The sequence below is a fragment of the Nocardiopsis prasina DSM 43845 genome, assembly GCF_000341265.1.
Lineage (GTDB): Bacteria > Actinomycetota > Actinomycetes > Streptosporangiales > Streptosporangiaceae > Nocardiopsis > Nocardiopsis prasina.
Genome location: NZ_ANAE01000110.1, coordinates 131,412 through 155,075 on the forward strand (window position 1 = coordinate 131,412; position 23,664 = coordinate 155,075).

Consider the following 23,664-nt stretch of genomic DNA (forward strand, 5'->3'; position numbering starts at 1 on the left):
GCGGGACCGCCGCCATCGGGGGCGCCGGGCTGTCTCAGGCCGGGTTCACGGTGCGCTTCTCGCGCTGGATCTCGCGGACGCGGCGGTAGCTGACGGACTCGAAGGGGAAGGGGACGCGGAGGGCGCTCGGGTCCATGCCCTCCGCGATCAGCGCCCGGACGAGTTCGTCGGGGGTGTCGGTGCGGGCGGTGACGTACGTGCCGTTCCTGCTGACGATCTCGACGCCCTCGCCCGCACGGGCGTTGGTCAGGTTGAACCTGCCGAGGCGTCGCGCGTGACGGCCCTCGAAGCGGGCCCTGCCGACGTACCCGACCGAGCCGGTCCGAAGCCTGACACTGCGGTAGCCCGCGTTGATCTCCAGCTCACCGTTCCCGACCCTCATGTGGACGCTGGAGACGTACACGAGTGTGCCGCCGACAGCGGCGGCGAGGAGCACCACCGCCAGGAGGGGCCACCAGAACGCCCCCTCGTCCACGATGAGGATGCCGGTGCCGGCCACCATGATCGCGGGGCCGCCCACCATTCCCGCGATCCGCAGTAGCGGGTTGGTGACGACACCGCTCTCGTAGCCGGGTCCGGGGGCCGGTGTCCGGTCGCTCACCGGATCAGCTGGCGTCGTCGGAGGGGTCGGGGGACTCGGAGTCCTCGGCGTCCCCGTCCTGCGCGTCCTCGGTGGCTTCGAGGTCCTCGGGCGCGGGGCCGAAGACGAAGCGCTGGCGGTCCTGGACGAGGATGGCGTGACCGGTGTCGGTGATCGCCTCCACGTAGGCGGAGAGCTCGTCCCCCACCACGTCCATGGTCTCGGCGTCCAGCACCAGCTGGAGGTCGCCGTCCTCGTTGGAGCGGGAGTCCCCGTAGACGAGGCCGCCGTGGGCGAAGGCCGGGGAGATCGAGCCGTCGTCCTCCTCCAGGCCCCAGCGGACCTCGCCCTCCACGAGGTCGACGGCGACCATCGTGGCCTCACCGCTGGCCTGCGACAGCAGGAGCGTGCCGGTGTCGGGGTCGTGCAGGAGCCCGGGGTAGCCGGCCTCGTCGAAGTGCCGGGAGACCGGGTTGGTGCCCGCCTCCTCCAGGGTCCACAACTGCTCCCCGTCCACGGTGTCGTGCGCGGAGAGCACCGAGGGCGCCTCGGGCTGGGCCCAGCGCAGCAGCACCGTCGCCGGGTCGTCCTCGTCCTCCTCGGACTCGGACTCGGAGTCGGGCTGGGGCGCCGGGAACACCCCGAGGATCTGCGGGACGGGGGTCGGCGCGGTGGCGGGCAGCCCCAGTTCCTCGTCGCTCGCGGCCACCGACCACAGGAGTTCACCCGCGTCGTCGGGGTCGAGCGAATGGGCGCGCAGGACGGAGTCCCCGGAGTCCAGCAGGACGGTGTCGTCCCAGGCGGCCACCGGCACTCCCAGGCGCTCGGGGTCGTCCGCGCTGGCCTCGGTCTCCTCCGGGTCGGTCTCCTCGTCGGCGTCGTCGTCGGCCCCACCGTCCGCCGGACCCGGGTCCTCCGACTCGGGGTCCTCCGGATCGAAGGTATAGGACCACAGCTCCTCGCCCTCGGGGTCCAGCACCGAGAAGTCGCCGTGGGGCTCCTCCGCGCTCCACTCGGCCGGGCGGCGCACCGCGAGGCCGTCCAGATAGAGGTCGCCCTCCTCGGCCGGTTCCCAGAGCCTGTCCCCGTCGGCGTCCAGGACGAAGGGGGTGTCGTCCGCGTCCGTCATGAGCAGGACGGACGCACCCTCGGTGTCGGTGTCGAAGCCTCGGAAGCGCGCCTCGCCCTCCCAGAGGGTGTCGCCGGTGGCGGCGTCCTGGAGCAGGTGGCGGTCCTCACCGCCGGAACTGATCAGGAAGGCACCGCCGACCGGGCTGATCCGCACGCCCAGGGGGTCGTCGAGGATGTCGTGGGAGTCCGCGCCGTCACCGTGCAGGTGGCGCAGGACCTCGCCCTCGATGCCGGGAGGCGCCTCGCCCTCGAACTCCGTGGGGATCGGAGGTGGCTCCTCCTCCTGTGCGGGAGCGGGCGGCTCCGGTTCAGGATCACCGGTACACCCCGCGACCAGCAGCGCCGCAAGGCCACAGGTCAGCGCCTGAAGCACCCGTGAGCTGCGCATTGACGGTATCTCCCCACGAAACGATGACGTTTACGGCAAATCCTAAGCCGGGGAGCGGCCAGGTGGATACACGGTGTCGGCCACTCGTTACGGCCCTGTGAGCGCGCCGTTCCCGTGCTCAGGCGCCGGTTTCGGGCTCCACCTCGATGGTGGTGACTCCCCTCACCTCGGACTCGGCCCGGCCTCCGGTCAGCTCGGCGAGGCGGACCTCGAAGCCGGGCAGTTCGGCCTCGGGCAGCGCCACCTCGATCCGGACCCGCTCCTCGTAGGCGACATCCCTGACGGTGATGGAGGAGTCGCGCAGGTCGCTCTCCAGCCGACCGCCGAGGACGTAGTCGGCGAACACGTCCACCACCAGGAGTCGGCGCCGCTCCAGCAGGCCCAGTTCCTCGACGGCGGCGGACACCGCGTTGCCGTAGGCGCGGATGAGCCCGCCCGCGCCCAGCTTGGTCCCGCCGAAGTAGCGGGTGACCACCGCCACCGTGTCGGTGATCCTCCGGTGGCGGAGCACCTCCAGCATGGGCACTCCGGCGGTCCCGGCGGGTTCGCCGTCGTCGCTGGACCGCTGGACTCCTCCGTCGTCGCCCAGCACGTAGGCGGTGCAATTGTGATTGGCGCTCCAGTGCTCCTTGCGGCGCTCGGCGATGAACGCGCGGGCGGCGTCCTCACTGTCCACCCTGGCCATGGCGCAGACGAACCGGGACTTCCTGATCTCGATCTCGTGTTCGCCGCCGCGCTTGATCGTTCTCATGTCGCCTGTTCAGAAGGGTTCGTGGTGGGACGCACCAGTCTGCCATCCCTGAGGGGGCCGGCCTCCTCCCGCACGGTCTGCTGGTACGGTCCCCTCACCGGAGGGGCCCAGGAGCGCCGGGAGAGCCCGCACAGCGGGGGCCGGGCGCACGGGCGCGCCCTCACGAGGGCGGCGCCGACCCTCCGCCCACACCACAGTTGCCGCACTCGTAGTTATCCCACATGCACTTTGGGTAACGTTGCGGACAGCCACAGCACTGATCCCCGGGGAGTCCCGACATGCGCACCACGCCACCCGTCGTCGGTCTGGTCCTGACCGCCCTTCTCGCCACCGGGTGCGCTCAGGGCGCGCCCTCCACAAGTGACGGGGCGACCTCCACGGACAACCCCGCCGCCCAGCCCACCACCGCCCCGAGCGTGACCGCTTCGATCTTCCTCCCGCCGGGCGAGAGCGCCGGGGCGATCACCTACGACGAGACCGCGGTACCCGAGGGCGCCACCGCCGACGTCCAGGTCCGTGTCCAGGACGGTTCCACATTCGTGCAGTTCACCGGGACCGGCCTGGAGGCGGACCGGGACTTCGGCGCCCACGTGCACACCCGCCCCTGCGGTGACGACCCCGCCGACGCGGGGCCGCACTACCAGAACGAGGTCGACCCGGCGGCGAAGGACGACGAGCCCTCCACGGACCCCGAGTACGCCAACCCGGAGAACGAGGTCTGGCTGGACATGACCACCGACAACAGCGGCAACGCCTTCGTCACCTCGACGGTGGACTGGGAGTTCCGCGAGGGCGAGGCGCACTCCCTGGTGCTGCACGACGAGCACACCGCCACCCACGAGGGGCACGCGGGCACCGCCGGGGACCGCCTCGCCTGCGTGACCGTCGAGTTCTGACGCCCGCGGTCGGCCCCGGCGGCGGGGCTCAGTCCGGCAGCACCCTGCGCAGCACCACCTTCTCCGCGAGCGCCCAGGTCGTGGAGGCGAACAGGTAGATCCCGGCAGCCAGCGGCACGAACGCGGCGATGACCACGGTCATGAACTGCATGTAGGACAGCGCCGCGAGCATCGGGGGCTGCGCGGGGTTCTCCCGCATCATCGGAAGCACCACGTAGCGGCGGTTGGCCCAGGCCACCAGGGCCAGGAGGACCAGCAGCGCCGCGAAGACCGGCGGGACCAGGAGCCCCTCGACGCTGGCGACCAGGGTGGAGCCCAGTTCGATACCGCCGAAGGTGTGCGCGAGCAGGGGCTCCTCCCCCGGTCCGGCACCGATGAACAGCCCGTACAGGGCCACGACCAGCGGGATCTGCACGAGGCCGGGCAGGCAGCCCGCCAGCGGCGAGGTGCCCGCCTCCGTGTAGACCCGGCGCTGTTCTGCGAGCATCCGCTCGGGGTTCTTGCCGTGGCGTTTGGTGATCTCCGCGAGCCTGGGCGCGATCCGGGCGCGCTGCTTCTCCGCGCGCACCTGGGCCACCCCCAGCGGCAGGAGCAGGAGGCGGACGGCGACGGTCAGGCCGACGATCGCCAGTCCTGCGGCCAGGGCGCCCGTGAGCGGTGTGAGAGTGGTGGTGAGGGCGGCGAGGACCGCCGAGAGCATGCTGATGACGGCCGCGATCGGCCCGAAGGTGTACAAGGTCGGGACCCTTCGTCTGGGTGGGAAGTTCAGACGTCAGGCCGCTCGGAGCCGAGCCACGGCACGGGCGTGCGTGGGCACAGCGGCGTGCGTGGGCACGCGTCGGGGCGTGGTCAGCGAGCGGCCGGGAGGGCCCCGCCGGGTGCTCGGGGACGCGGTCTGCCCGCCGCGTCGGGGTCGCACAGGGTGAGGACGGGGAGTTTCCTGGCTCTGCGGCGCATCGCGTGCGCCGAGCCGGTGGCGGTGTCGCCCACCGGCCACAGGGCCGTGCCGCGCAGGGCCAGCCAGGTCAGGGCCACGCCGACCGCCACGACCAGCAGGGTCAGGGCGCCGCTCTCCATGCCGGGGAGCGGGAGGTCGACGGGGAGGAAGCCGAGGGTGAGGAACTCGAAGAAGGGCAGCAGGTACTGCACGCGTCGCCCTCCCTTCCCGTCCGATGGCACTCATGGTACCCAGTCGCCACCAGGCCGGCGAAGGGCCCCTTCACCCCGCGAGAAATCCGCCGACACTCCGTTGCGGCTCCCCACCTTTCGCGTGATCCTGTAGCTAAATGACACAGAGTAACCATCTCTGCACTCGGCAGCGCCCTTCGGTGCCCGGCCGGGTCTCCAGTACCTGTGTCCCAAGGGCTCGTGCGAGCCCGGTGAAAAGGGGAATCCCGTGCCGATCCGCCCTGCGAACCTCGCCACCATGTCCGCGACCATCGCCGGGGCCATCTCGGGGATGGCCAGCAAGGAGGAGACCGCCCCGGTCCTCGTCACCTTCGAGTCCGGCCACGAGCAGTCCGTGGAGAACGGCGGCTGCCGTGTTCTGGAGACCGGTCAGGGCGGGGTGGTCGAGATCGAGGGCGAGTCCCGGTTCGCGCTCTTCGCGGGCACCAGCTGCCAGGGCAGCCGCACCCTGGCCTCCGGTCAGGGATCCGTCCGCTTCGGCACCCCGGTCCTGGCCGGGGCCATCGTGATCGGTTAGGCGTTCCCCGCACGGATGCCGGGGACCTCGTCCGGAACGCGGTCGAGGACGTCCCCACGGGAGCGCAGCACCTCTCCGGCCGCGGCGTGTCCCAGGCTGAGCCGCCGGTCTGGTGCGAGGTCGTCGAGCAGCCCCGACAGGAAGCCGGCGGCGAAGGCGTCGCCCGCCCCGACCTCCTCCACGACGTCCACCGGCGGGGCGGGCACGAACACCGTGTCCGCCCCGTCGAAGCTCGTCGCCCCGTGCTCGGCGTCCTTGACCACCAGGGTGGGCACCTCCGGGAGGATCGCCCGGACGTCCTCCGCCGCCGGGGTGCCCCAGAGGCGTTCGGCCTCGTCGCGGCCGACGAACACCACGTCGGCGCGGCGCGCGAGGTCCAGCAGGACCGGCCCGGCCTCACGGGCCTCCCACAGGGCGGGCCGGTGGTTGACGTCGAAGGAGCGCAGCGCCCCGTTCCCGGACCTGCGGTCGAGGAGCTCCCGGACCAGCGCGGCGGCGCGTGGGGAGAGCGCTGAGGTGATCCCGGACAGGTGCACCAGCCTGGGCCCCCGTGACCACACCTTCTCGGCGTCCACCACGGACATCGTCGAGGCGGCCGACCCCTTCCGGTAGTAGAGGACCCCGGCGCCGCCGGGCGCGGTGTCCTTCACGTACAGCCCGGTGGGGAGCACCGGGTCCACCTCCACGCCGCGCACGTCCACCCCGCAGCGGGCGACGGAGTCGGTGACCATCCGTCCGAAGGGGTCCGCCCCCACCCGGCTCACCCAGGCGGAGCGGTGGCCGAGCCGGGCCAGCGCCATGGCCACGTTCGACTCGGCGCCACCGGTGCCCACCGTCAGGCGGGCGCCCTCAGCGAGGGCCTCGGGGGAGGTGAGCACCGCCATGGTCTCCCCCACGCAGACCGCGTCGATCCTGGTCATCGGGTGTTCCTCCGAAGGGATCGGCCGGGGAGGCGGTCGGTGCGGCGCCCGTCCCGGACGGTGAACTCTCCGGCGATCATGACGTGCTCGATGCCCACCGGGGTCTGACGGGGTTCCTCGTAGGTGGCCCGGGCGTGGACGGTGTCGGGGTCGAACACGACCAGGTCGGCGACGCCTCCGACGTGGATGCTCCCCCGGTCGACGAGGCCGAGGCGCAGGGCGGGCCGCGAGGTGAGGTGCCGGACGCACTCCTCCAGGCTGAGCAGCCCGAGTTCGCGCACGTAGTGGCCCAGGTAGTGGGGGAAGGTGCCCCAGCCGCGAGGGTGGGGGCGTTCCCCGACGAGGATGCCGTCACTGCCCGCCGTGTGCGAGCCGTGGCGCATGATCGTGCGGATGTTCTCCTCGTTGCCGACATGGAGGAGGCAGCCGCTGCGCAGCTCGTCGGCGATCAGGAGGTCGACGAAGACCTTCCCGGGGGCCTCGTCGCGAACCCGAGCGAGGTCCGAGACGGAGGAACCCACCGCCCAGGACAGGGCGGGGTCGGCGGTCCCGGTGACCACGAGGGTCGTCCAGTCCATGGGGGCGCCGTGGTTGCCGTCCGTGCCCTCCACCTCGATCTCCCGCAGGACGCGGGTTCGGATGGCGGGGTCCCGCAGGCGTTCGAGGGTGGCCGCGGTCCCGCCCTCCTGGACCCAGGAGGGCAGGGGGGCAGCGAGGTAGGTGGCGCTGGCCCGGTAGGGGTAGGAGTCGAGGGTGACGTCGAGGCCGTAGCGGACGGTGGCCTCGTCGATGGCGTCGAGCACCTCGGGGGCGCGGCCCCTGTTCTGCGGGAAGTTCACGTGGCAGTGGGCCAGATGGAGGGGCACCTGGGCGCGGCGGGCCACCTCCAGGCACTCCTGGTAGGACTCCACCACGCGCGAACCGTAGTTGCGGTGGTGGGGGCAGTAGTAGCCGCCCGCCGCGCGGACGGGTTCGAGGAGGGCGACGATCTCGTCGTCGCTGGCGTACATCCCGGGGGTGTACGTGAGCCCTGCGGAGAGCCCCTGCGCGCCCTCGGCCATGCCCTGGGCGATCATCGCGCGCATGCGGTCGGTCTCGGCCTCGGTGGCGGGGCGGTCGTCGTTGCCCACGACCGCCATGCGGACGTTGCCCTGGGGGACGAGGTAGGCGGCGTTGGTGGGGGACCCCCGGTCGATGAGGTCCAGGTACTCGCCGACACCGCGCCAGGAGTAGTCGAGGTCGGGCGTCCCGTTCCACGCGGCGATCTGTTCACGGACGGCGTCGGCGGTGGCGTCGGTGACGGGCGCGTAGCCGAGCCCGTCCTGGCCGAGCACCTCCAGCGTGACGCCCTGGAGGACCTTGGCCTCGTGGGCGGGGTCAGCGAGCAGGGCGAGGTCGGAGTGGGCGTGCATGTCCACGAACCCCGGGGAGACGGCGAGGCCGCTCACGTCGATGATCTCGCCGGTGCTCCTGGCGCTCCCGGGTGGGACGATGTGGCTGATGCGGCCGTCACGCAGGACGAGGTCGGCGAGGCGGGAGGGGCCGCCGGTGCCGTCGATCACCCGTCCCCCGGCGAGTACGGTCTCGGGCTGCACTGTTCCTCCGTTCGGGGTCCCCGACACCCGGTTCGGCGTCTCCGCCGTCGGAGTGTCAGTGTGGCCCAAGATACGCTTCAGTAAAGATAATTGGTAACTTTGTTGCCAATAAATGTGTTCGCGGACCCGCGTGACCACACGATCCCCGGCGCGCGCAGGAGCACGCGAGACCCGACCGAAGGAGACGCATGTCCAAGAAGGCGGTCCAGACCGACCAGGCCCCCGCTCCCGCCGGTGCCTACAGCCAGGGCGTCGTCGCGGGCGGCTTCCTGTACACGGCCGGGTTCGGCCCGCAGGACCCCGAGACCGGCGAGGTGGCGCCGACCGTGGGCGAGCAGACCACTCGGGTGCTCGCCAACGTCGCGGCCGTACTCGCCGAGCACGGCCTGACCCTGGACGACGTCGTCAAGGCCACGGTCCACCTGGAGAACCTCAAGGCGGACTTCCCGGAGTTCAACGCCGTCTACGAACAGCACTTCACCACCCCCTACCCGGTCCGCACCACCGTGGGCTCCGACCTGGCCAACATCCTGGTCGAGATCGACGTCGTCGCCAAGCTCCGAGACTGACCGGTCGCCTCGGTCCGCCTCCCGGTCGCGGCCCGATCCGCGCCCCGGCCACCCGTTCACCGCACGGTGCACGGTCCCCCGGGACGCACCTCGTCGACCGGCCGCCCCCGACACCGGCTCCCCGGGGGCGGCCGGTTCCACCGTGTCGGCCCCTTCGCGCGGCTGCCAGAGCGTCCGCGCCGGACGTCCTCCCAGGCCCTCCCTGTGTCATCAATCCGCGAGGCCGCCACGGACCGGGCCACGACGGCGTGCCCGCACCACGAGGTCGTGGACGGTATGGACGGTCCCGTCCAGCGTCTGCTCCGAGGGCCGCGCCTCGTTGACGATCACGTCCCACTCCCCCTCCATGAGAGCGGCGGTCACCGCGTCACCCTCGTAGAACAGCTCCGGGTACGGCGGACGCGGCACCCCCGTCTCCAGGTCCCTGGGGTGGTGGGCGACCACCAGGAGCTCCCCGCCTGGCACCACCGCCGCCGCCAGGTCCGCGAACAGCAGCGCCCGGGGGTTCGGATACAGGTGCATGAACTGGACCGTGACCAGCTCGTACTCGGGGGTCGGCGGGGCCCACCGGGTCACGTCCGCGCGCAGCCAGGTGATCCGGTCCGCAACCCCCGCGCCCGCCTCCACCGCGTGCGCGGCCGCACGGTCCAGCGCCACGGACGAGATGTCCACGGCCGTCACCCGCCAGCCCCGTGCGGCCAGCCACAGGGCGTCCGCGCCCTCACCGGCGCCGACGTCCAGCGCCCGCCCGGGCTGGACGCCCTCGATCTCGCTGACCAGGTGCCGGTTCGGCCGTCCGCTCCAGATCCGGTCTTCGGAGCGGTACCGGTCGTTCCAGAAGTCCTCGCCCATCTCCTCGGGCAGGGAACCGTACTCGTCGGTCATGTGTCGACCACCTCCTCCCCCACTCTGCTCAGCGCGGTGCGGTGATGCGAGTTCCCTTGCCGAACCCGCAAAGGAGTCACACAAAAGGGGATGAGAAGACGGTCCGGATATTCACCGGAATCTCAGAACTGATCCCTATTCGCACGTGTCCCACGAGACGTCCACAATTCCCCCACTGAGACCTCAAGGAACAACAGAAATGATCATCTGGCGCGGCTGGGGCATTCTGGTCCTACTCATCGCTGCGGCCATCGCCGTTCCCTGCGGCATCGTCGCCGGGCACCTCATGGGCTCCCAGGCCTCCGGCCTCGGCGGAGCCGTGGGCTGCGTCCTGGCCGCCGTGGCCGTCTACTTCGTGGGCCAGAGGCTGAACGCCCCCAAGCAGGCCTTCGACCCGGCCACCGGACAGCCCGTCCGACACCGCAACGCGCACACGCTCTTCTTCGTTCCGATGCAGTACTGGGCGTTCATCCTGCCGGTCGTCGCCGTCGGCATCGCCGCCACGGCCTTCCCGCTCTGACACCCCCGTGAACCCCCGGGTCGCCCCCCGGCCCGGGAACGCCCCCACCCCTCCCCTGCCTGGGAGGGGCGGGGGCACCTCTTCAGTAAGCCTCCGGCTCCGGCTCGCCGAAGTCTCTCAGGCACAGCTCCAGCAGGGCCAGGACCCGTTCCTTGAGCTGTTCGCGGTCGTGCGCGCGCAGCGCCGCCGCCCCCTCCACGCGCCGCACCCGGCCCACCCCCAACAGGACCGCGGCGACCAGCGACGCGTGCACGCGCGCGTCGGGGCCGCCCAGGTAGACGGCGAGGGGATCGATCAGCGCGCTCTTGAGCCGCCCCTGGTAGACCGACTGGAGGTCGGGATCACCGGCGGAGTCGTCCAGTGACAGCTGCAACGGGGTGCCCTCGCCGTGCAGACGGCCCACCGAGTGCTCCGCCAGCCGTTCGGTCAGGTCCTCGGGGGAGCCCTCCTCGATGAGCCGGGGAAACACGCCGTCCTCGCGCAGGATCTCGGTGAGCAGACCGGCCTTGGAGCCGAAGTAACGGTTGATGAGCGCGACGTTCACCCCCGCGTGGGACGCGATCTTGCGCGAGGACACCGCGCCGTACCCCTCACTGGTGAACAGTGTCTTGGCGCTGGCGAGAATGCGCTCCCGTGTCGCCTCACGGCCACGCGTCGGCGCCTCCGCGCCGGCTCCGGTCTGTTCCGGACGCTCCATCTGCACACCCCTTGGCGGCCGCGATCGGGCTTTCAGTACTCCAGGTTGACACCTCGGTACACCCCACGCATACCGGAAGCGCCCGAGAGATACCGATTTGACAGGTCAACAGCGTTTACATATACCTGACGTGGATGCTTGCCCCCGGTGTGCGTGCCGCGGGGCTTTCGTGCGTCCGGAATCGGGGGCCTCATGGAACAGTCAGTACAAGGGACATCCACCACCCGGGGCTCCTCCCCCGGGACCGCCTCCCCCCAGGACCTCCCGGCCCCCGCACCACTTCCCGAACCCACACCCGAGTACCCCTCGCGCCCGGTCGTACGGCGGATCATGGTCGGGCTCGTCCTGGCGATGCTCACCTCGATGCTCACCAACTCGATCATCGGTACGGCGCTGCCCACGATCATGGGCGAGCTCGGCGGACAGGACCGGCTGGCCTGGGTGGCGACCGCCGCCCTGCTGACCATGACCGCCTCCACCCCCGTGTGGGGCAAGCTCTCGGACATCTGGGGGCGCAAGCTCCTCTTCCAGATCGCCCTCGGCATCTTCATCGTCGCCTCGCTCGCGGCGGGATTCGCCCAGGACATCAACTGGCTGATCGCCGCCCGGGCGCTCCAGGGCCTCGGTGTCGGCGGCCTGGCCACGCTGCCCAACATCATCCTCGGCGACGTCGTCTCGCCCCGTGAACGCGGTCGCTACAGCGGCCTGATCGGCATGGTCTTCGGTGTCTCCACGGTGCTCGGGCCGCTGGTCGGCGGGTTCCTGGTGGACAGCCCCCTCGGCTGGCGCTGGTGCTTCCTCATCACCGTGCCGCTCGCGGTCGTGGCCTTCGGCGTCATCCAGTTCATGTTCCGCATGCCGTTCACGCCGCGCCAGCGGCCCACCGTGGACTGGCTCGGCGCCGGGCTCATCTTCAGCGCCGCCAGCACGGTCATCGTCCTGCTCAGCCTGGGCGGCACACAGATCCCGTGGAACTCCCCGGCCGCGTACGCCATGGGTGCCGCCGCGGTGCTGCTGACCGTCGCGGCGGTCCTGGTCGAGAGCCGGGCCAAGGAACCGATCATCCCCACCCGCCTGTTCCGCGACCGCACGTTCGTGCTGGCCTCGGCGGGCTCCGTCACCGTGGGCATGATGATGTTCGGCCTGATCATCTACATGCCGCAGTACCTCCAGATGGTGCACGGCATGAGCCCGACCGTCTCCGGGCTGATGACCCTGCCGCTGGTGGCCTCGTTCCTGCTCACCTCGATCGGCTCCGGATTCGCGATCAGCGGTTCCGGCCGGTGGAAGGTCTACCCCGTCGTCGGCATGGTGCTCTGCGTGATCGGGTTCACCGTGCTGAGTCTGGCCCAGTTCGACCCGGGGCTGACCACGGTGGTCGTGGGACAGATGCTCGTGGGCCTCGGGTTCGGCCTCAACATGCAGATCCTGCTGCTGGCCACCCAGAGTGCGCTGCCGGTAAGGGACATGGCCTCCGGGACCGCCTCGGTCACCTTCTTCCGCAACCTGGGCGGGGCCATGGGGGTGGCGGCCTTCGGCGCCGTCATGGTGAGCCGTCTCAACGCCGAACTCGCCTCGGCCGCGACCTCCGCGCAGGAGGCCCTGGCCCTGGACACCGCCAACGGCACCGACTCGGGTGCCCGGGAGCTGACGGTGGGGCTGGAGCAGGCGGCGGAGTCCGCCCAGGGCTCCCCTGAGCTGGTGCACTCGCTGCCCGGCCCCGTCCGCGACGTGGTCGTGGGCGCCTTCGACCACGCCATGCAGGGGGTGTTCGTGGCCGGAGTTCCCATCGCCGTGCTGGGTCTGGTCGCGGTCTCGTTCATGAAGGGCGTGCCGCTGCGCGGTGGCGGGCCGAAGCGGGCCCCGCGGGCTCAGAGGTAGCGGCGGAAGCCCGCGGCCGAGGTGTCGAAGCCCAGGGCGGCGTAGAAGAGGTGCGCCCCCTGGCGGCTCTCGTGCGAGAGCAGCTCCACCTTGTAGCAGCCCGCGCGCGCGGCACGGTCCAGAGCGTCCTCCATGAGCGCCCGGCCGATGCCCTGGAGCCTGGTGTCGGGGTCGACGACGAGGTTGTCGACCACCGCCCAGGGCTGGGCGTCGTGGGTCAGGTTGGCCACCGTCAGCAGGTCCAGGGTCCCGATGATCTGGCCCCGGCGCTCCGCCACCAGGACGGTGCGGTCGGGGTCGTTCTCCATGCGGGTCCAGGCGCGTACGGCGGCGGAGGACATGCGAACATGAGCGCTCTGCGTGTGGGTGGTGTCACCGAGTTCGCGCAGGAGACGCAGAATCGCACCGAGGTCGGACCGAATGGCCGCGCGGATAATCATGGCTGTCGGCATCGTAGCCGACGGCCTGCGACAAGGCGGACGTCACCCTACAACTCACCACAAAACACCAAGGGCGGGACCGGCCGGTCCCGCCCTGGTGACACACCTGACGACGCCGGTGCGGAGCCCGGTACGGCGCCGCGTCAGGGCTTGCGGATGACCCGCACGCCCTCGTCGTTCGCGGGCGGGTGCTGCTGTCCGCCCTCGGGGCGACGGTACACGCCGGTGATACCCGGGTCACCCCCGGCCTCCTCGGCGGGCGGAGCCGACGGCGCCTGCTGCGGGCCGCTCGGCTGCTGGTGCGCCTGCTGCCCCGGGGCCGGGGCGTCGAAGCGGGCACCCTGCGGGGGCTGCGGGGCGGCGACCCTGGGCTCGCCGCCCTTGCCCTCGTCACGCCTCGGTCCCTGCTGGACCTCCGGTTCGGGAGACTCCTGCTGTCCCTGCTCGGGCTTGGGCAGCGGCTGGATGCGCACGGTGGCGTGGTCCGGCTCCTGCTGGAGCGGGGGAAGCTTGGTGGTGGCCTCCTCCTTCTTCTCCGGCTGGGCGGGCCTGGGGGCTTCGGGAGCCTTGGGAGCCTCGGCGGCCTTGGCCTCCGGAGCCTTGGCCTCGGGTGCCCTGTTCTCCGGCTTGACCGCGGGCTTGGGCCGCACCGGGTTCTGCGGGCCCGAGTTCGGCTGACCCTTGGGGGCCTCGGCCGGAGCGGGGGCCGTCTCCTCGCGGGACAGCCCCGTCTCCAGGGCACCGGCCTTGTCCTCGGCCGCGACCAGGTCGGCCAGCGTGGAGTGCATGTCCTTCAGGCGGCGCAGCGCCTCGGCGTGCGTGGCCGTCAGCGTGGCCAGACGACGGTCGGCCGTGTCGTGGATCTTCTTGGCGCGGGCCTCGGCCTCGCTCAGGCGGCGGTCACCCTCCTGCTTGGCCTGCTCACGGAGCTGGTCGGCCTCCTTCTTGGCACCGCCGACCATCTCGTTGGCCTCGGAACGCGCGGAGGAGACGATCCGCTCGGCGTGCTCCTCAGCGTCCTTGCGGTGCTTGGCGACCTCCTCCTGGGCCTTCTTCTGGGCCTCCTTCACCTCGGACTCGACCCGGGAGCGACGCTCCTTGGCCTCTTCCTCGGCGATGCGGAGGATCTCCGCCATGCGCTCGCTGATCTGCTCGTGCTCAGGCTTGACCTGGGCCTTCTCGCGGGCGATCGCGAGGTCGCGCTTGTACTGCTCCAGTTCGTCGTCCATGCGCTGGAGGCGCTCACGGAGATCCTTGAACTGGTTGTCCATTCGGACGTAGTAGTCGTCGACGTGCGCCTTGTCGTAGCCGCCCTTGCGCACCGTCGGAAAACGGTCTTGTTGCAGTCCGCCGCCCGGCAACATATCGCTCATGTGCCTTTCATGTCCTTAACACCGTTGCTGCGCGTCGCAGGTGGTGAGAGATGGTGAGAGTTGCCCCGTACCCATGTGTCGTCGAAGCACCCGTCGAACCGTTCGGTCTGGTTCGCCCGCGGATGTCCGTTGTCGAGCTCCGGCTCGGCACGATGAGGGGCACCGGCCGAGAGCGGAGCGTGAAGCCGTGGACACCGTCCAAACGACCAAGGTAGACACGCGCTGCGCCGAGGCGTCAAGAGCCCCGGCGCGTACATCGCCGTGCGGACCCTGGTCACGTTCTTACTAAGGTATGCGCGATCATCCCCGTACGGGGGCGTAGCGGTCAACTTCCTGCCCTCTCGCCCCAGGGGACATAAAGCGAGAGGACCCACGCATGGACAGCGAGACGGACGGATTCGGCATGGAGCCGCGCCCGGGCGCGAGGATCGGCGGGGCGCCCTTCGGCGAGCCGGAGATCCATCCCACAGCCTGGATCGCCCCGGGTGCGGTGGTGGTGGGACGCGTCCGTCTGGGCGCCGAGAGCAGCGTCTGGTACGGATCGGTCCTGCGCGCGGACACCGAGGACATCGTGGTCGGCGATCGGGTCAACATCCAGGACCAGTGCGGCCTCCACTCCGACCCGGGACAGCCCGCCGTCCTGCATGACGACGTGAGCCTGGGGCACAAGGCGATGGTGCACGGCGCCATCGTCGAGGAGGGTGCGCTCATCGGCATCGGCGCGATCGTCCTGGGCGGGGCGAGGGTCGGCCGGGGCGCGCTGGTGGCGGCGGGTTCGCTGGTCGCCCCGGGCAAGGTCGTTCCCCCGAACACCCTGTGGGCCGGGCTCCCCGGCAAGGTCGTCCGGGAGCTGAACGACGACGACCGCCTCGTGCTGGAGCACACCCCCACCGCCTACGCCGCCTACGCCGTGCAGCACCAGGACGTCGTCTGGCGCTGATTCCTCCGGACGCGGCGGAGCCCGGTGCGCGGAGGGAGCCGCGTACCGGGCTCGGGCGTGCGGAGATGAGCCTTTCGGACGAGGCTCCTCGCCCGTGGACCGGGTTCGGGGAGGAGAAGAGCCCGCGAGCCGGGGGAGCGGTCCTCGAAGCCTCTGTCCTGTCCTCCCGGGTCCTCGGACGACGCCCCCCAACACCGCGCACCGACGTCTTGGGGGCGACTGGACCTGTGGCTCCCCCGCCGTCGGAACGGCGGACGGTGCCCGGCCGACCGTGACTCGCCTGGGTGAGATCCCACATCCCCTCTCCCCAAGGGGATGTGGGGCACTGGCTAACCCGGATGATCCCGGTACTGGCCCACAAGAGTCATGCGCTCCGGGGTCCCGCGGCCGTAGCCTGGTAGTCCTCTCTCCTTGTGGGATCGGTTCCGTCGCGCCGCGCCCGCATCGCCCCGGCGCACGGGGTTGCCGTCCTGTCCTGCGACACCGGTGCCCCGGGAGGTGAGTGGTGGTGAACCGCCTGGGAGCGAACGGGCTGAGTGTGTGCGACCGGCTCCACGACCACGTCGCGCTCGACGAGATCGAGCTGTACGCCGAGGTCCTCATCGCGGTGGCCGACACCGACCACAGGCTCAGTCCAGCCGAGATCGACCGGGCACTGGGCCTGACCGGGCGCTACCTGGTCGGCGACCAGCCCGGCGGAGACGGTGTCCGGGAGGCCGACACCGCCGAGAAACCACCGGTCTCGCCGACCGAAACCAGCGCGTCGGACGAGGGTGTCCGGCACGCCGCACCCGGCCCCACCGGCACTCCCGTCAGGAGGAAACGGCCGCGTCGCGGAGCCGTTCCCGAGCAGCCGTCCGAGGTCAGGTACGCCAGTCCGGTGCCCCCGGCCCGTGACGGCCATCGCCCGCCCACCTTCGTCGTGCCGGTCCAGGGCGGCGTCCAGGGCGGTTCCTCGGCATCGCATCCGCTGTGTGACGTGGTCCTGCCGCACTTCGTCCCCTGGCGGGCCTGGCACCTCTGAGGTCACACCCGCCCCCACAGCCTCCGTTTCGGAAACAGAATCATCCGAAATCGGCCTGATCCGGCCACGTTCGTCCCGCTCCGCGCCGACTCGTACTGGGTACTGCTCCTTCAGGGCCCCTCAGCCCACAGAACGGCCAGCAGCCCCTTCAGGAGCCGAGATGCACGCAGGACCCGACAGGCCGGAACGCGAGGTGGAGCGCCCGGACTCACGCGCCCCCGCCGACCGTCATCCCCGCCGCGTGAGCGAACCCGACAACGCGCGCCGCGTCACCCTCACTGTCGCCCTCGTGGTGACCTTCCTTTTCCTCCTGGTCACGGCCGGAGGCATCGGCTGGTTCCTGGCCAACGGCACCGGGAACGGGACGGGACCCGGGGAGGACACCGCCTCGGACGGCACCGCCGGGGAGACGGAGCCGCCCACGGGCTCCGGGCCTCCGCCCGGCGACGAGGGCACCGTCACCGACTCCAGGGCGGGGCTCGCCTACCTCCTGCCCGGCGAGGGGTGGGCCCGGCTCGGCGACGACCAGGTTCCGGCGGAGTACTCCTCGTACACGGTGTACGGCTCCGAGGACGATCCGGACGCCATCATCGTCACCGGCACCGAGGATCTCGGCCCCCTGGAGCCCATCGCGGCCACCGGCCTGTCCCTGGCCACGGAGATGGTCGGTGAGCTGGTCACCGGGGGCGCGGACCTACGCATCGAGCCCTCCGGGGAGACCACCCTGGACGACCGCCCCGCCTTCGGCGCCACCCTGGGCGACGCCTCCGACGAGGACGGCGGCTACGGTCGGTTCCTGGTGGTCCAGGTGACCGACGACCGGGGCGCGTTCATGCTCGGCCTCAACACCAGCGGCGGCGAGGACGCCACAGCCGGGATCGACACGGCCTTCGACTCCCTGGGCACCGTCTGAGCACTCCCCCGCAAGGCCCCCCGGACGTTCCGCGGTGCCCCGGTCCAGGGCGCCGCGGGACAGGGAGGCCCTCGGACAAGCCGCCCGTGACCCGGCACGCGGCTCCGCACGCGGTCCCCGGAGCACCGTTCGAGGGTCGGTCAGAACGGGATCACCGCGCGGAGCAGGAAGCCGCCGTCCCTGGTCCTGGCCCGGGACAGGGTTCCCCCAGCCAGGGCGACCCGCTCGGAGAGGCCCGCCAGTCCGTTGCCGTCGCTGCCCCCGGGCGTCCGCGCCCTCGCGCTGTCGTTGTGCACCTCCACGACCAGGCCCCTCGACACGTTCGCGCCGTCCCTGGTGAGCCGGAAGCTGATCTGGCATTCTCGCGCGTCACTGTGCCGCAGGACGTTCGTGGCGCCCTCGCGGACCACCCAGGCGGCCAGCCCGGCGACCTCCGACGGGAGTTCCAGGCCCTCCAGGCCGGTGACCACGGTCCGCGTTCCACCCGAGTCCAGGACGGCGCCGACCGCCGCCACCTCCCCCTCCAGGTCAGCCTCCCGGTCACCGCTCACCGCGGACCTCATCTGCTGGAGCGCCTGCCCCGCCAGCCCCTGGACCTCGGCAATCTCGGTGAGGGCCCGGTCCGGGGCCCGGTCCACGAGCCGCCCGGCCAGCTGCGCCTTGACCGCCAGCGCGGAGAGGCTGTGGCCCAGCAGGTCGTGCATGTCCCGCGCGAAGCGGAGCCGTTCCTGGGTCACCGCGAGCTGGGCGCGGGCCCGCTGTCCGGCGACCGCCTCGCGGCTGATGTCCCAGAGCCAGATCGTGCCGAAGGTGCTGAAGAGGAAGGTCAGGGCCACGATCACCGCCAGCAGCCAGACCAGTCCGTAGACGAGGGGGTTGAATCCGTTCGGTTCGAGGACCGCGGAGAAGGTCGGGATCAGTGGCAGCGGCGCGAACAACAACAGGACGGTGACCACCACGCCGGGCCAACGCGTGGTGAAGAGGATTCCGGTCCCCCACCAGGCGCCCATCATGATCAGCGCCACGGCTGGGTTGTTCAGGAACACCGCGCCCATCAGGAGCAGCACCACGGAGAGCCAGAACAGGCCCGGACTGGGTCTGCGGTTACCATCCAGCCGCTCCCGGAGCAGGCGGATGAGCAGACCCGCGACCACCACGGTGAGCAGCGTGCCGACCACCGAGGACCAGAGCGGAAGACGGTACTCGGCGCTGCCGACGAGATCCATGAGGGCCAGCACCACGAGCAGCAGGCTGTTGAAACCGATCAGAGCCATGATGATCCGCCGGGAGAGACGGACCCGCCGGTCGTTGGCCAGGTCGTTGAGCAGTTCCGTGTCGGCTTCCTGCGGTGTCGTCTCCTCGGAGGGCTCGGGCGCGACCAGGGCCGTCGCGGGCACGGGGCCGCTCGGCGCCGGATACGCCCCGTTCTCGCTCGCCCCGTTCTCGCCCGCCCCGGCCAGCGCGGGTGCCGGGCCATCCGCCAAGGGAAGGGTGGCCCGCAGCAGAAAGCCGCCGTCGTCCGTCCGGGTCGCCTCCAGCGTGCCGCCGCCACCGGCGATCCGCTCGGCCAGACCTGCCAGACCGCTGTCGGACCCCACCCCGGACGGGGCACCCTCCCGGGCCCGGTCGTTCCTCAGCTCCACGACCAGTTCGCCGAGGCCGGGAGCGGACCCCGGCTCCTCCGTGAAGGCGATCCGGCAGTTCTGGGCGCGGCTGTGCCGCAGGACGTTGGTTCCGCCCTCCCGCACCACCCAGGCGGCCAGGGCCGCCGTGTCCGCCGGCGGGTTCAGGCCCGTCAGTCCGGTGACGGCGGTGACGGTCCCGTTGGCCTCCAGGACCGCGCGGACCGAGTTCACCTCCGCGTCGAGGTCGATGTCCCGGTACCCCCGGACCACCGAGCGCACCTGTCTCAGCGTGGTCCGCGCCAGTTCGTGGACCTGGCCGATCTCCCGCTCGGCCGCCTCCGGGTCGGTCCGCACGTGCCGTCCCGCCTGACCGGCGCCGATGCGCAGCGCGTCGAGCCGGTGCCACAGCAGCTCACGGATCTGGTTGGTGAAGCGGAGCCGTTCCCCGTCCACCGCCAGCTGGGCGCGGGCCTGCTGGCCCTCGGTCACCCGCCGGATGCCGTCCCACAGCCAGATCGTGTAGAGACAGCCGATCCACAGGAAGCCCGCCCAGAAGAGCATGATCAGGCCGTGCCCCGCCAGACTGCCGAGGATCCCCAGGGGGCCGCCGAGACCGCCCGGTCCGGGCAACAGCGCTGTCCGCATCGGCGTGACCAGCGCGTTCACCACCGTCACGGCGATCCCGCCACCCGTGAGGTACAACAGCTCGCGCCGGGAGGACAGGAAGGCGAGCAGCACCCAGGCCGAGGCGGCTATCCCGAGGACGCTCGGGGTGTGCCAGAGGAACAGGAACACGACCAGGAGCAGGGCGACGGTGCTCCGGTACAGGATCCGGTTCGGTCGGACTCTGCCGTCCAACCGCTCCCGGATCATGCGGAACATCGCCAGGGCGCACAGGACCGAGGCAACGAACAGTGCGACCGTGCGGACCACGGCGAGCCCGAGGACGTAGTCAGGCTGGCCGTCGAGGACGCCCCCGGCGTAGGGGAGGTCCACCAGGAGCCCGGTCCCGGCCCAGAAGGGAACCAGGAACGGGAACGCCGCCATGCTGTACAGGCAGTACAGTCGCGCCCGCCGGATCCTGCGCGCGAAACCCGCGCTCATCCCCGGTGGCGCGGGCGTCTCGGCGCCCCGGCCCGCCGGAGCCGTGGCACCACCGTTCTCCGGCGCCGCCACGGACGCCGCGCGCCCGCCCTGCTCCCCCACGTCCGCCTCCCGCTTTCCCCCGGCGCTTTTCACCGGACTCCAACGTAAGGGCGGAGCACCCCTCCACGACCGTTGTCCACAGGTCGGATCTCCTCCGGGCCCCATGCGCGGCGGAGCCGGGTGGCCCCGTCCCGGCCTCCCGACTCCGCCCCCTCGACCCGCTGCCTACGGCTGGCGGGGGTCCCACCTGAAGTAGCGCCGCACCAGCAGCGACAGCACCACGATCCAGGCCAGCATCACGGCGAGCGACGGGAGCGCACTGCCCCACAGGGCGGCGGCGCCCAGCGCCTCGGCGCCCTCGTACCCGCCGAACACGTCATAGCCGGTGTAGGCGGCCTGCGCCATCTCGGCCGCCGGGGCGACCGGAAGGAACTGGGCGACCAGGCGGACGGGCTCGGGCATCAGGTCGAGCGGGAAGAAGACACCGCCCGTGAGGAGGAGCCCCATCATGGGGACCACGGAGAACATCTGAGCCGACTCGGCGCTGCGCACCATGGGAGTGATCAGCAGGCCCACCAGGCTCATCGCGACCGCGCTCAGCAGCACCGCGGCCACCAGCATCACGGGGTCAGCGGGCAGGCTCCCGCCGAGCGCGGCGACCGCGCCGAGGATCAGGACCGACATCGCCAGGGAGAACAGGACGACGACCACCGTCACGCTGCCGAAGATCGCCGTCTGCGGGATCCCGCTCACCCGGAGCCGCTTGAGCACCAGGGCCTCACGGCGGGCGGCGAACACGTTGGAGGGATGTCCGATCCCCAGCATCAGGCCGATGCCGATGACGGCCGACGCCAGGGTGAGGTCGTGGGTGGTGAAGTCCCCGAAGACCGGAGCGCTGGGCGTGGACAGCAGCGGCATGAAGAGGATCAGCGGCATCACCAGGTACATCAGCGCTGTCTTGTACCGCACGAAGAGGGTGAACTCCGTGCGGGCCAGGCGCAGGGTCCGCTTCAGGGTGCTGGGAGAGGTCCGGTCAACGCTCGGGGCCGGGGGCCGGGTGGTGGTCGTGGTCATGGTGTCTCCTGGGTTCTGGTGCCGGGGTGTCGCGCGGCGGCGCGTGGTCCCGGTGACGGGGCGGGGTCGGAAGGGGACGGCCACTGGTGCCGCCGGGGTCCGTGCGGCACGCGCCGGACCCGCCTCCTCACGGGGTGACGAGGTCCGCGGCGCCGTCCGCGACCTGGAGGAAGACGTCCTCCAGGGAGGCGCCGCGCACCTGGAGGTGCTGGAGGACGACCCCCTGTTCGGCCGACCACGCGACCAGCGCGGCGACCGCGCGGTGGGCGCGCTCGGCCACGTCCCCGCCCGTGACGGTGTAGGTGGCCCACAACTCCTGGTCGCGGGTCTCCACCTCGATCGTGGCTCCGTCCACGTCGGGCAGGTCGGCCGTGCGCACGTCGCCGGGGAGCAGGAAGCTCACCCGGTCGCCCCAGCCCGCGAGCACCCCGGCCAGGGTGCCCTCCACCTGGATCTCACCCCGGTGCATGATGGCGAGCCGGTCGGCGAGGCGTTCAGCCTCCTCCAGGTAGTGCGTGGTGAGCAGGACCGCCACCCCGCTCTCCTTGAGGTCGTTGATGATCCGCCAGGTCTCGTGCCGCGCCTCGGGGTCCATACCGGTCGTGGGTTCGTCGAGGTAGAGGACCTCGGGCCGGGTCAGCAGCGCCGAGCCCAGGTCGAGACGGCGCTTCTGACCGCCGGAGAGCTGCCGGACGCGCAGGCCGCGCTTGTCCGTGAGGTTGACCAGGCGGAGGATCTCCTCGACGTCCCGGGGCGAGGCGGCGAGGTCGCTGGTGAGCCTGAGGCTCTCGTCCACACTCAGGTCCTCCAGGAGCCCGCTGCCCTGGAGGACGGCGTTGACCCTCTCCCGCACACCGGGGGGCTGACCGAAGGGGTCCTGCCCGAAGACACGGACCGTCCCGGAGCTGGGCCGCCGGAAACCCTCCAGCGTCTCGATGGTGGTGGTCTTCCCCGCGCCGTTCGTCCCGAGCAGGGCGAAGAGCTCGCCGGGCCGGATCTCGAAGGAGACACCCCGGACCGCCTCGAAGTCGCCGTAGTGCTGGTGGAGGTCGCTGACGACCACCGAGGGCCCCGTGGTCGACGTGGGGTCCTGGGTCGCGGCGGCCGGTCCGGTGTGCTCTGTCGTCGTCATGCCACCAGAGTCCCGCGAACCGGGCCCCGGCTGACAGACGCCGCTGTCACCCCTCGCCGATGACACTTCATCCGCCCCCGTCGCTGACAAATGTCATCCCGGGGCCCGTCCGCGTTCCGTCCCGCGGTTCCGGCCCCTCCGCCGGACCGCGGGAACACGGCCGCGTTCGTGCGTGCCCCTTCGTCAACTCACGTACGAGCGCGGCCGTCGCCGCCGGTCGGGGGCGCGCCCGTCCCCTCACAACGCGATGCCGGGCGCGACCCCTCGGCGGTCACCAACGTTCTACACGACTCGGACCGGGCGCGCCGGTGGAATACGGCAATTCCGACGGGTGGATTCCCGACACCCGAGCATTGGTTGCTTTCTTCTTGGGAAACATCGTCCCGAGGAAGCCATCCCGAGTCGCGCGCAGACCGAACGCTGGTACGAATGACACCACCCCACGACCTTCGGACACCGAGAACCCCGCACTGATCAGGGAAGACGGAAATCCTCACCGACCCCTCGGAAATACGACCCCCCGCCGAACACACGATCCGGGAAAGGTTTTACCGACACCTCCCAGGAATTCCTCCACTCCAAGAAAAACGCTGGTCAGGACCATGACTGGAAGGGACGATCCCGTCGTGAACCCGTTCCGGGACCAAGGACACCAATCACGTCCCGACCGTTTCCCACCGCTTGGCTCAGGCGGTGACCAGCCGGACCGCCGACTCCACCGCGGCGCGCTGCGGTGACAGGTCGGCCCCCTCGGGCAGGCGCGCGCAGGTGAGCCACAGGCCGTCCATGAGCACCATCAGCAGTTCCGCCGCCGCCTCCGGCTCCTGCCCCGGGGCGAGCTCACCTTGGTCCCTCGCGTACTCCAGGGCGACGCGGAGGTGCCCCCTGGCCTGGGCGTCCAGTTCGGCCAGCACCCCGGCGAAGACCGGATCCACGGCCGCGCGTGCGTAGAAGGCGGCCCAGATCCGCGTCTGGGCCCGGCGCCGCTCGTCGGTGGGGAGCAGGTCCAGGAGCACCTGCCGTAGCCCCTCAGCGACGGTGAGGGCCACCGGACCGACCCGGAACCGGCCGAAGCGCGCGGACACCTCCTCGACGGAGGCACGCAGCGCGAAGTGCAGCAGTTCGTCCTTGGTGGCGAACTCCCGTTGCACGGCGCCCACGGACAGCCCCGCCTCGGCGGCGACCACCCGCACGCTGACCCCTTCGAGTCCCTCCCGGGCGGCGATGCGGTGGATCGCCTCGGCGACCCGATCCCGTCGGGCTTCCCTGTCTACGACCTTCGGCACGGGGTCATTCTGGCACACCCCCGCTTTTTTGATACACCCGTATCGACTGGAGGACCCCTGCGAGGCCACCGGAAACGGGCTGGTCGGACCGGGGCCTGGCCACGCCCGACCCGGACACGCGAAGGGGCGGGGTGCGCGCGTGGCACCCCGCCCCTTCCCGAGCTCTGATCGCGGCCCTCACCGCACCGGGACC

Annotated in this window: 23 protein-coding genes; 8 read left to right on the forward strand and 15 right to left on the reverse strand. The window is 71.5% G+C overall.

The genetic code is table 11. The annotated features are described in order from the left end of the window. Positions 1-34: 34 nt before the first annotated feature. The 3 genes from D452_RS28100 to D452_RS0111275 form a co-directional block, all read right to left on the reverse strand. The gene (locus D452_RS28100; RefSeq protein WP_017544251.1) at positions 35-601 is read right to left on the reverse strand and encodes a hypothetical protein; all 567 of its coding nucleotides are present in this window, start codon (positions 599-601) and stop codon (positions 35-37) included. Positions 602-605: 4 nt separating this feature from the next. Then, complete coding sequence (locus tag D452_RS0111270; RefSeq protein ID WP_017544252.1) at positions 606-2,099, reverse strand: outer membrane protein assembly factor BamB family protein; 1,494 nt, start codon at positions 2,097-2,099, stop codon at positions 606-608. Positions 2,100-2,217: 118 nt separating this feature from the next. Further along, positions 2,218-2,850: a YigZ family protein gene (locus D452_RS0111275; RefSeq protein ID WP_017544253.1), complete on the reverse strand. Its 633-nt coding sequence runs from the start codon at positions 2,848-2,850 to the stop codon at positions 2,218-2,220. 278 nt (positions 2,851-3,128) lie between these two features. Here D452_RS0111275 and D452_RS0111280 point away from each other — a divergent pair, with 278 nt between their 5' ends. Continuing rightward, complete coding sequence (locus D452_RS0111280; RefSeq protein WP_017544254.1) at positions 3,129-3,746, forward strand: superoxide dismutase family protein; 618 nt, start codon at positions 3,129-3,131, stop codon at positions 3,744-3,746. Between the two features lie 28 nt (positions 3,747-3,774). On the opposite strand, the gene D452_RS0111285 is transcribed toward D452_RS0111280, so the two are convergent. Then, positions 3,775-4,482: a YidC/Oxa1 family membrane protein insertase gene (locus tag D452_RS0111285; protein WP_017544255.1), complete on the reverse strand. Its 708-nt coding sequence runs from the start codon at positions 4,480-4,482 to the stop codon at positions 3,775-3,777. A gap of 113 nt (positions 4,483-4,595) precedes the next feature. Continuing rightward, complete coding sequence (locus tag D452_RS0111290) at positions 4,596-4,895, reverse strand: DUF6412 domain-containing protein (RefSeq protein ID WP_017544256.1); 300 nt, start codon at positions 4,893-4,895, stop codon at positions 4,596-4,598. A 247-nt stretch (positions 4,896-5,142) separates the two neighbouring features. On the opposite strand from D452_RS0111290, the gene D452_RS0111295 reads away from it, so the two are divergent. Then, the gene (locus D452_RS0111295) at positions 5,143-5,451 is read left to right on the forward strand and encodes a hypothetical protein (protein WP_017544257.1); all 309 of its coding nucleotides are present in this window, start codon (positions 5,143-5,145) and stop codon (positions 5,449-5,451) included. Here the strand turns inward: D452_RS0111295 and D452_RS0111300 are convergent. Beyond that, entirely contained in the window at positions 5,448-6,371 is a 924-nt protein-coding gene (locus D452_RS0111300; RefSeq protein ID WP_017544258.1) for a sugar kinase, read from the reverse strand. The two genes, D452_RS0111295 and D452_RS0111300, sit on opposite strands and share 4 nt — an antisense overlap. Further along, positions 6,368-7,966: an N-acyl-D-amino-acid deacylase family protein gene (locus D452_RS0111305; RefSeq protein ID WP_017544259.1), complete on the reverse strand. Its 1,599-nt coding sequence runs from the start codon at positions 7,964-7,966 to the stop codon at positions 6,368-6,370. Before D452_RS0111305 ends, D452_RS0111300 begins: the two co-directional genes overlap by 4 nt. 188 nt (positions 7,967-8,154) lie before the next feature. Here D452_RS0111305 and D452_RS0111310 point away from each other — a divergent pair, with 188 nt between their 5' ends. Then, positions 8,155-8,535, forward strand: a complete 381-nt coding sequence (locus D452_RS0111310) for a RidA family protein (protein WP_017544260.1) — start codon at positions 8,155-8,157, stop codon at positions 8,533-8,535. Positions 8,536-8,745: 210 nt separating this feature from the next. Here the strand turns inward: D452_RS0111310 and D452_RS0111315 are convergent, their stop codons facing one another. Then, positions 8,746-9,420, reverse strand: coding sequence for a class I SAM-dependent methyltransferase (locus tag D452_RS0111315; protein WP_017544261.1), 675 nt, complete (start codon positions 9,418-9,420; stop codon positions 8,746-8,748). 199 nt (positions 9,421-9,619) lie between these two features. Between D452_RS0111315 and D452_RS0111320 the strand changes: the two genes are divergently transcribed. Beyond that, on the forward strand, positions 9,620-9,940 hold the full coding sequence (locus D452_RS0111320; protein ID WP_017544262.1) for a hypothetical protein: 321 nt from the start codon (positions 9,620-9,622) through the stop codon (positions 9,938-9,940). An 82-nt stretch (positions 9,941-10,022) separates the two neighbouring features. Here D452_RS0111320 and D452_RS0111325 read toward each other — a convergent pair whose 3' ends face one another. Further along, on the reverse strand, positions 10,023-10,637 hold the full coding sequence (locus D452_RS0111325; protein ID WP_026129199.1) for a TetR/AcrR family transcriptional regulator: 615 nt from the start codon (positions 10,635-10,637) through the stop codon (positions 10,023-10,025). Positions 10,638-10,829: 192 nt separating this feature from the next. On the opposite strand from D452_RS0111325, the gene D452_RS0111330 reads away from it, so the two are divergent. Next, positions 10,830-12,518, forward strand: coding sequence for an MDR family MFS transporter (locus D452_RS0111330; RefSeq protein ID WP_026129200.1), 1,689 nt, complete (start codon positions 10,830-10,832; stop codon positions 12,516-12,518). Here D452_RS0111330 and D452_RS0111335 read toward each other — a convergent pair. Together D452_RS0111335 and D452_RS0111340 are read right to left on the reverse strand one after the other, a co-directional pair. Next, a complete protein-coding gene (locus D452_RS0111335; RefSeq protein WP_017544265.1) occupies positions 12,509-12,958 on the reverse strand; it encodes a GNAT family N-acetyltransferase in 450 nt (149 codons plus the stop codon). The two genes, D452_RS0111330 and D452_RS0111335, sit on opposite strands and share 10 nt — an antisense overlap. A 143-nt stretch (positions 12,959-13,101) precedes the next feature. Further along, the gene (locus D452_RS0111340; protein ID WP_026129201.1) at positions 13,102-14,322 is read right to left on the reverse strand and encodes a cell division protein DivIVA; all 1,221 of its coding nucleotides are present in this window, start codon (positions 14,320-14,322) and stop codon (positions 13,102-13,104) included. Positions 14,323-14,707: 385 nt separating this feature from the next. On the opposite strand from D452_RS0111340, the gene D452_RS0111345 reads away from it, so the two are divergent. The 3 genes from D452_RS0111345 (at position 14,708) to D452_RS0111355 (ending at position 17,208) form a co-directional block, all read left to right on the forward strand. Then, positions 14,708-15,271, forward strand: coding sequence for a gamma carbonic anhydrase family protein (locus tag D452_RS0111345; RefSeq protein WP_017544267.1), 564 nt, complete (start codon positions 14,708-14,710; stop codon positions 15,269-15,271). Between the two features lie 508 nt (positions 15,272-15,779). Beyond that, a complete protein-coding gene (locus D452_RS28105; protein WP_152498568.1) occupies positions 15,780-16,295 on the forward strand; it encodes a hypothetical protein in 516 nt (171 codons plus the stop codon). A 160-nt stretch (positions 16,296-16,455) separates the two neighbouring features. Then, positions 16,456-17,208, forward strand: a complete 753-nt coding sequence (locus tag D452_RS0111355; protein ID WP_017544269.1) for a hypothetical protein — start codon at positions 16,456-16,458, stop codon at positions 17,206-17,208. 140 nt (positions 17,209-17,348) lie between these two features. On the opposite strand, the gene D452_RS29600 is transcribed toward D452_RS0111355, so the two are convergent. From D452_RS29600 to D452_RS0111375, 4 genes are all read right to left on the reverse strand, one after another. Further along, the gene (locus tag D452_RS29600) at positions 17,349-20,039 is read right to left on the reverse strand and encodes a sensor histidine kinase (RefSeq protein WP_017544270.1); all 2,691 of its coding nucleotides are present in this window, start codon (positions 20,037-20,039) and stop codon (positions 17,349-17,351) included. A 165-nt stretch (positions 20,040-20,204) separates the two neighbouring features. Continuing rightward, a complete protein-coding gene (locus tag D452_RS0111365; protein WP_017544271.1) occupies positions 20,205-21,053 on the reverse strand; it encodes an ABC transporter permease in 849 nt (282 codons plus the stop codon). 127 nt (positions 21,054-21,180) lie between these two features. Further along, the gene (locus D452_RS0111370) at positions 21,181-22,185 is read right to left on the reverse strand and encodes an ABC transporter ATP-binding protein (RefSeq protein WP_017544272.1); all 1,005 of its coding nucleotides are present in this window, start codon (positions 22,183-22,185) and stop codon (positions 21,181-21,183) included. Positions 22,186-22,871: 686 nt separating this feature from the next. After that, the gene (locus tag D452_RS0111375; RefSeq protein ID WP_017544273.1) at positions 22,872-23,471 is read right to left on the reverse strand and encodes a TetR/AcrR family transcriptional regulator; all 600 of its coding nucleotides are present in this window, start codon (positions 23,469-23,471) and stop codon (positions 22,872-22,874) included. Between the last annotated feature and the right edge of the window lie 193 nt (positions 23,472-23,664).

Bases quoted from the DNA above. Each gene is read 5' to 3' on its own strand.
- D452_RS0111270 (WP_017544252.1), bottom strand. From the start codon at position 2,099: ATGCGCAGCTCACGGGTGCTTCAGGCGCTGACCTGTGGCCTTGCGGCG.
- D452_RS0111275 (WP_017544253.1), bottom strand. From the start codon at position 2,850: ATGAGAACGATCAAGCGCGGCGGCGAACACGAGATCGAGATCAGGAAG.
- D452_RS0111280 (WP_017544254.1), top strand. From the start codon at position 3,129: ATGCGCACCACGCCACCCGTCGTCGGTCTGGTCCTGACCGCCCTTCTC.
- D452_RS0111300 (WP_017544258.1), bottom strand. From the start codon at position 6,371: ATGACCAGGATCGACGCGGTCTGCGTGGGGGAGACCATGGCGGTGCTC.
- D452_RS0111310 (WP_017544260.1), top strand. From the start codon at position 8,155: ATGTCCAAGAAGGCGGTCCAGACCGACCAGGCCCCCGCTCCCGCCGGT.
- D452_RS0111315 (WP_017544261.1), bottom strand. From the start codon at position 9,420: ATGACCGACGAGTACGGTTCCCTGCCCGAGGAGATGGGCGAGGACTTC.
- D452_RS0111320 (WP_017544262.1), top strand. From the start codon at position 9,620: ATGATCATCTGGCGCGGCTGGGGCATTCTGGTCCTACTCATCGCTGCG.
- D452_RS0111325 (WP_026129199.1), bottom strand. From the start codon at position 10,637: ATGGAGCGTCCGGAACAGACCGGAGCCGGCGCGGAGGCGCCGACGCGT.
- D452_RS0111330 (WP_026129200.1), top strand. From the start codon at position 10,830: ATGGAACAGTCAGTACAAGGGACATCCACCACCCGGGGCTCCTCCCCC.
- D452_RS0111335 (WP_017544265.1), bottom strand. From the start codon at position 12,958: ATGATTATCCGCGCGGCCATTCGGTCCGACCTCGGTGCGATTCTGCGT.
- D452_RS0111340 (WP_026129201.1), bottom strand. From the start codon at position 14,322: ATGTTGCCGGGCGGCGGACTGCAACAAGACCGTTTTCCGACGGTGCGC.
- D452_RS0111345 (WP_017544267.1), top strand. From the start codon at position 14,708: ATGGACAGCGAGACGGACGGATTCGGCATGGAGCCGCGCCCGGGCGCG.
- D452_RS0111355 (WP_017544269.1), top strand. From the start codon at position 16,456: ATGCACGCAGGACCCGACAGGCCGGAACGCGAGGTGGAGCGCCCGGAC.
- D452_RS0111365 (WP_017544271.1), bottom strand. From the start codon at position 21,053: ATGACCACGACCACCACCCGGCCCCCGGCCCCGAGCGTTGACCGGACC.
- D452_RS0111370 (WP_017544272.1), bottom strand. From the start codon at position 22,185: ATGACGACGACAGAGCACACCGGACCGGCCGCCGCGACCCAGGACCCC.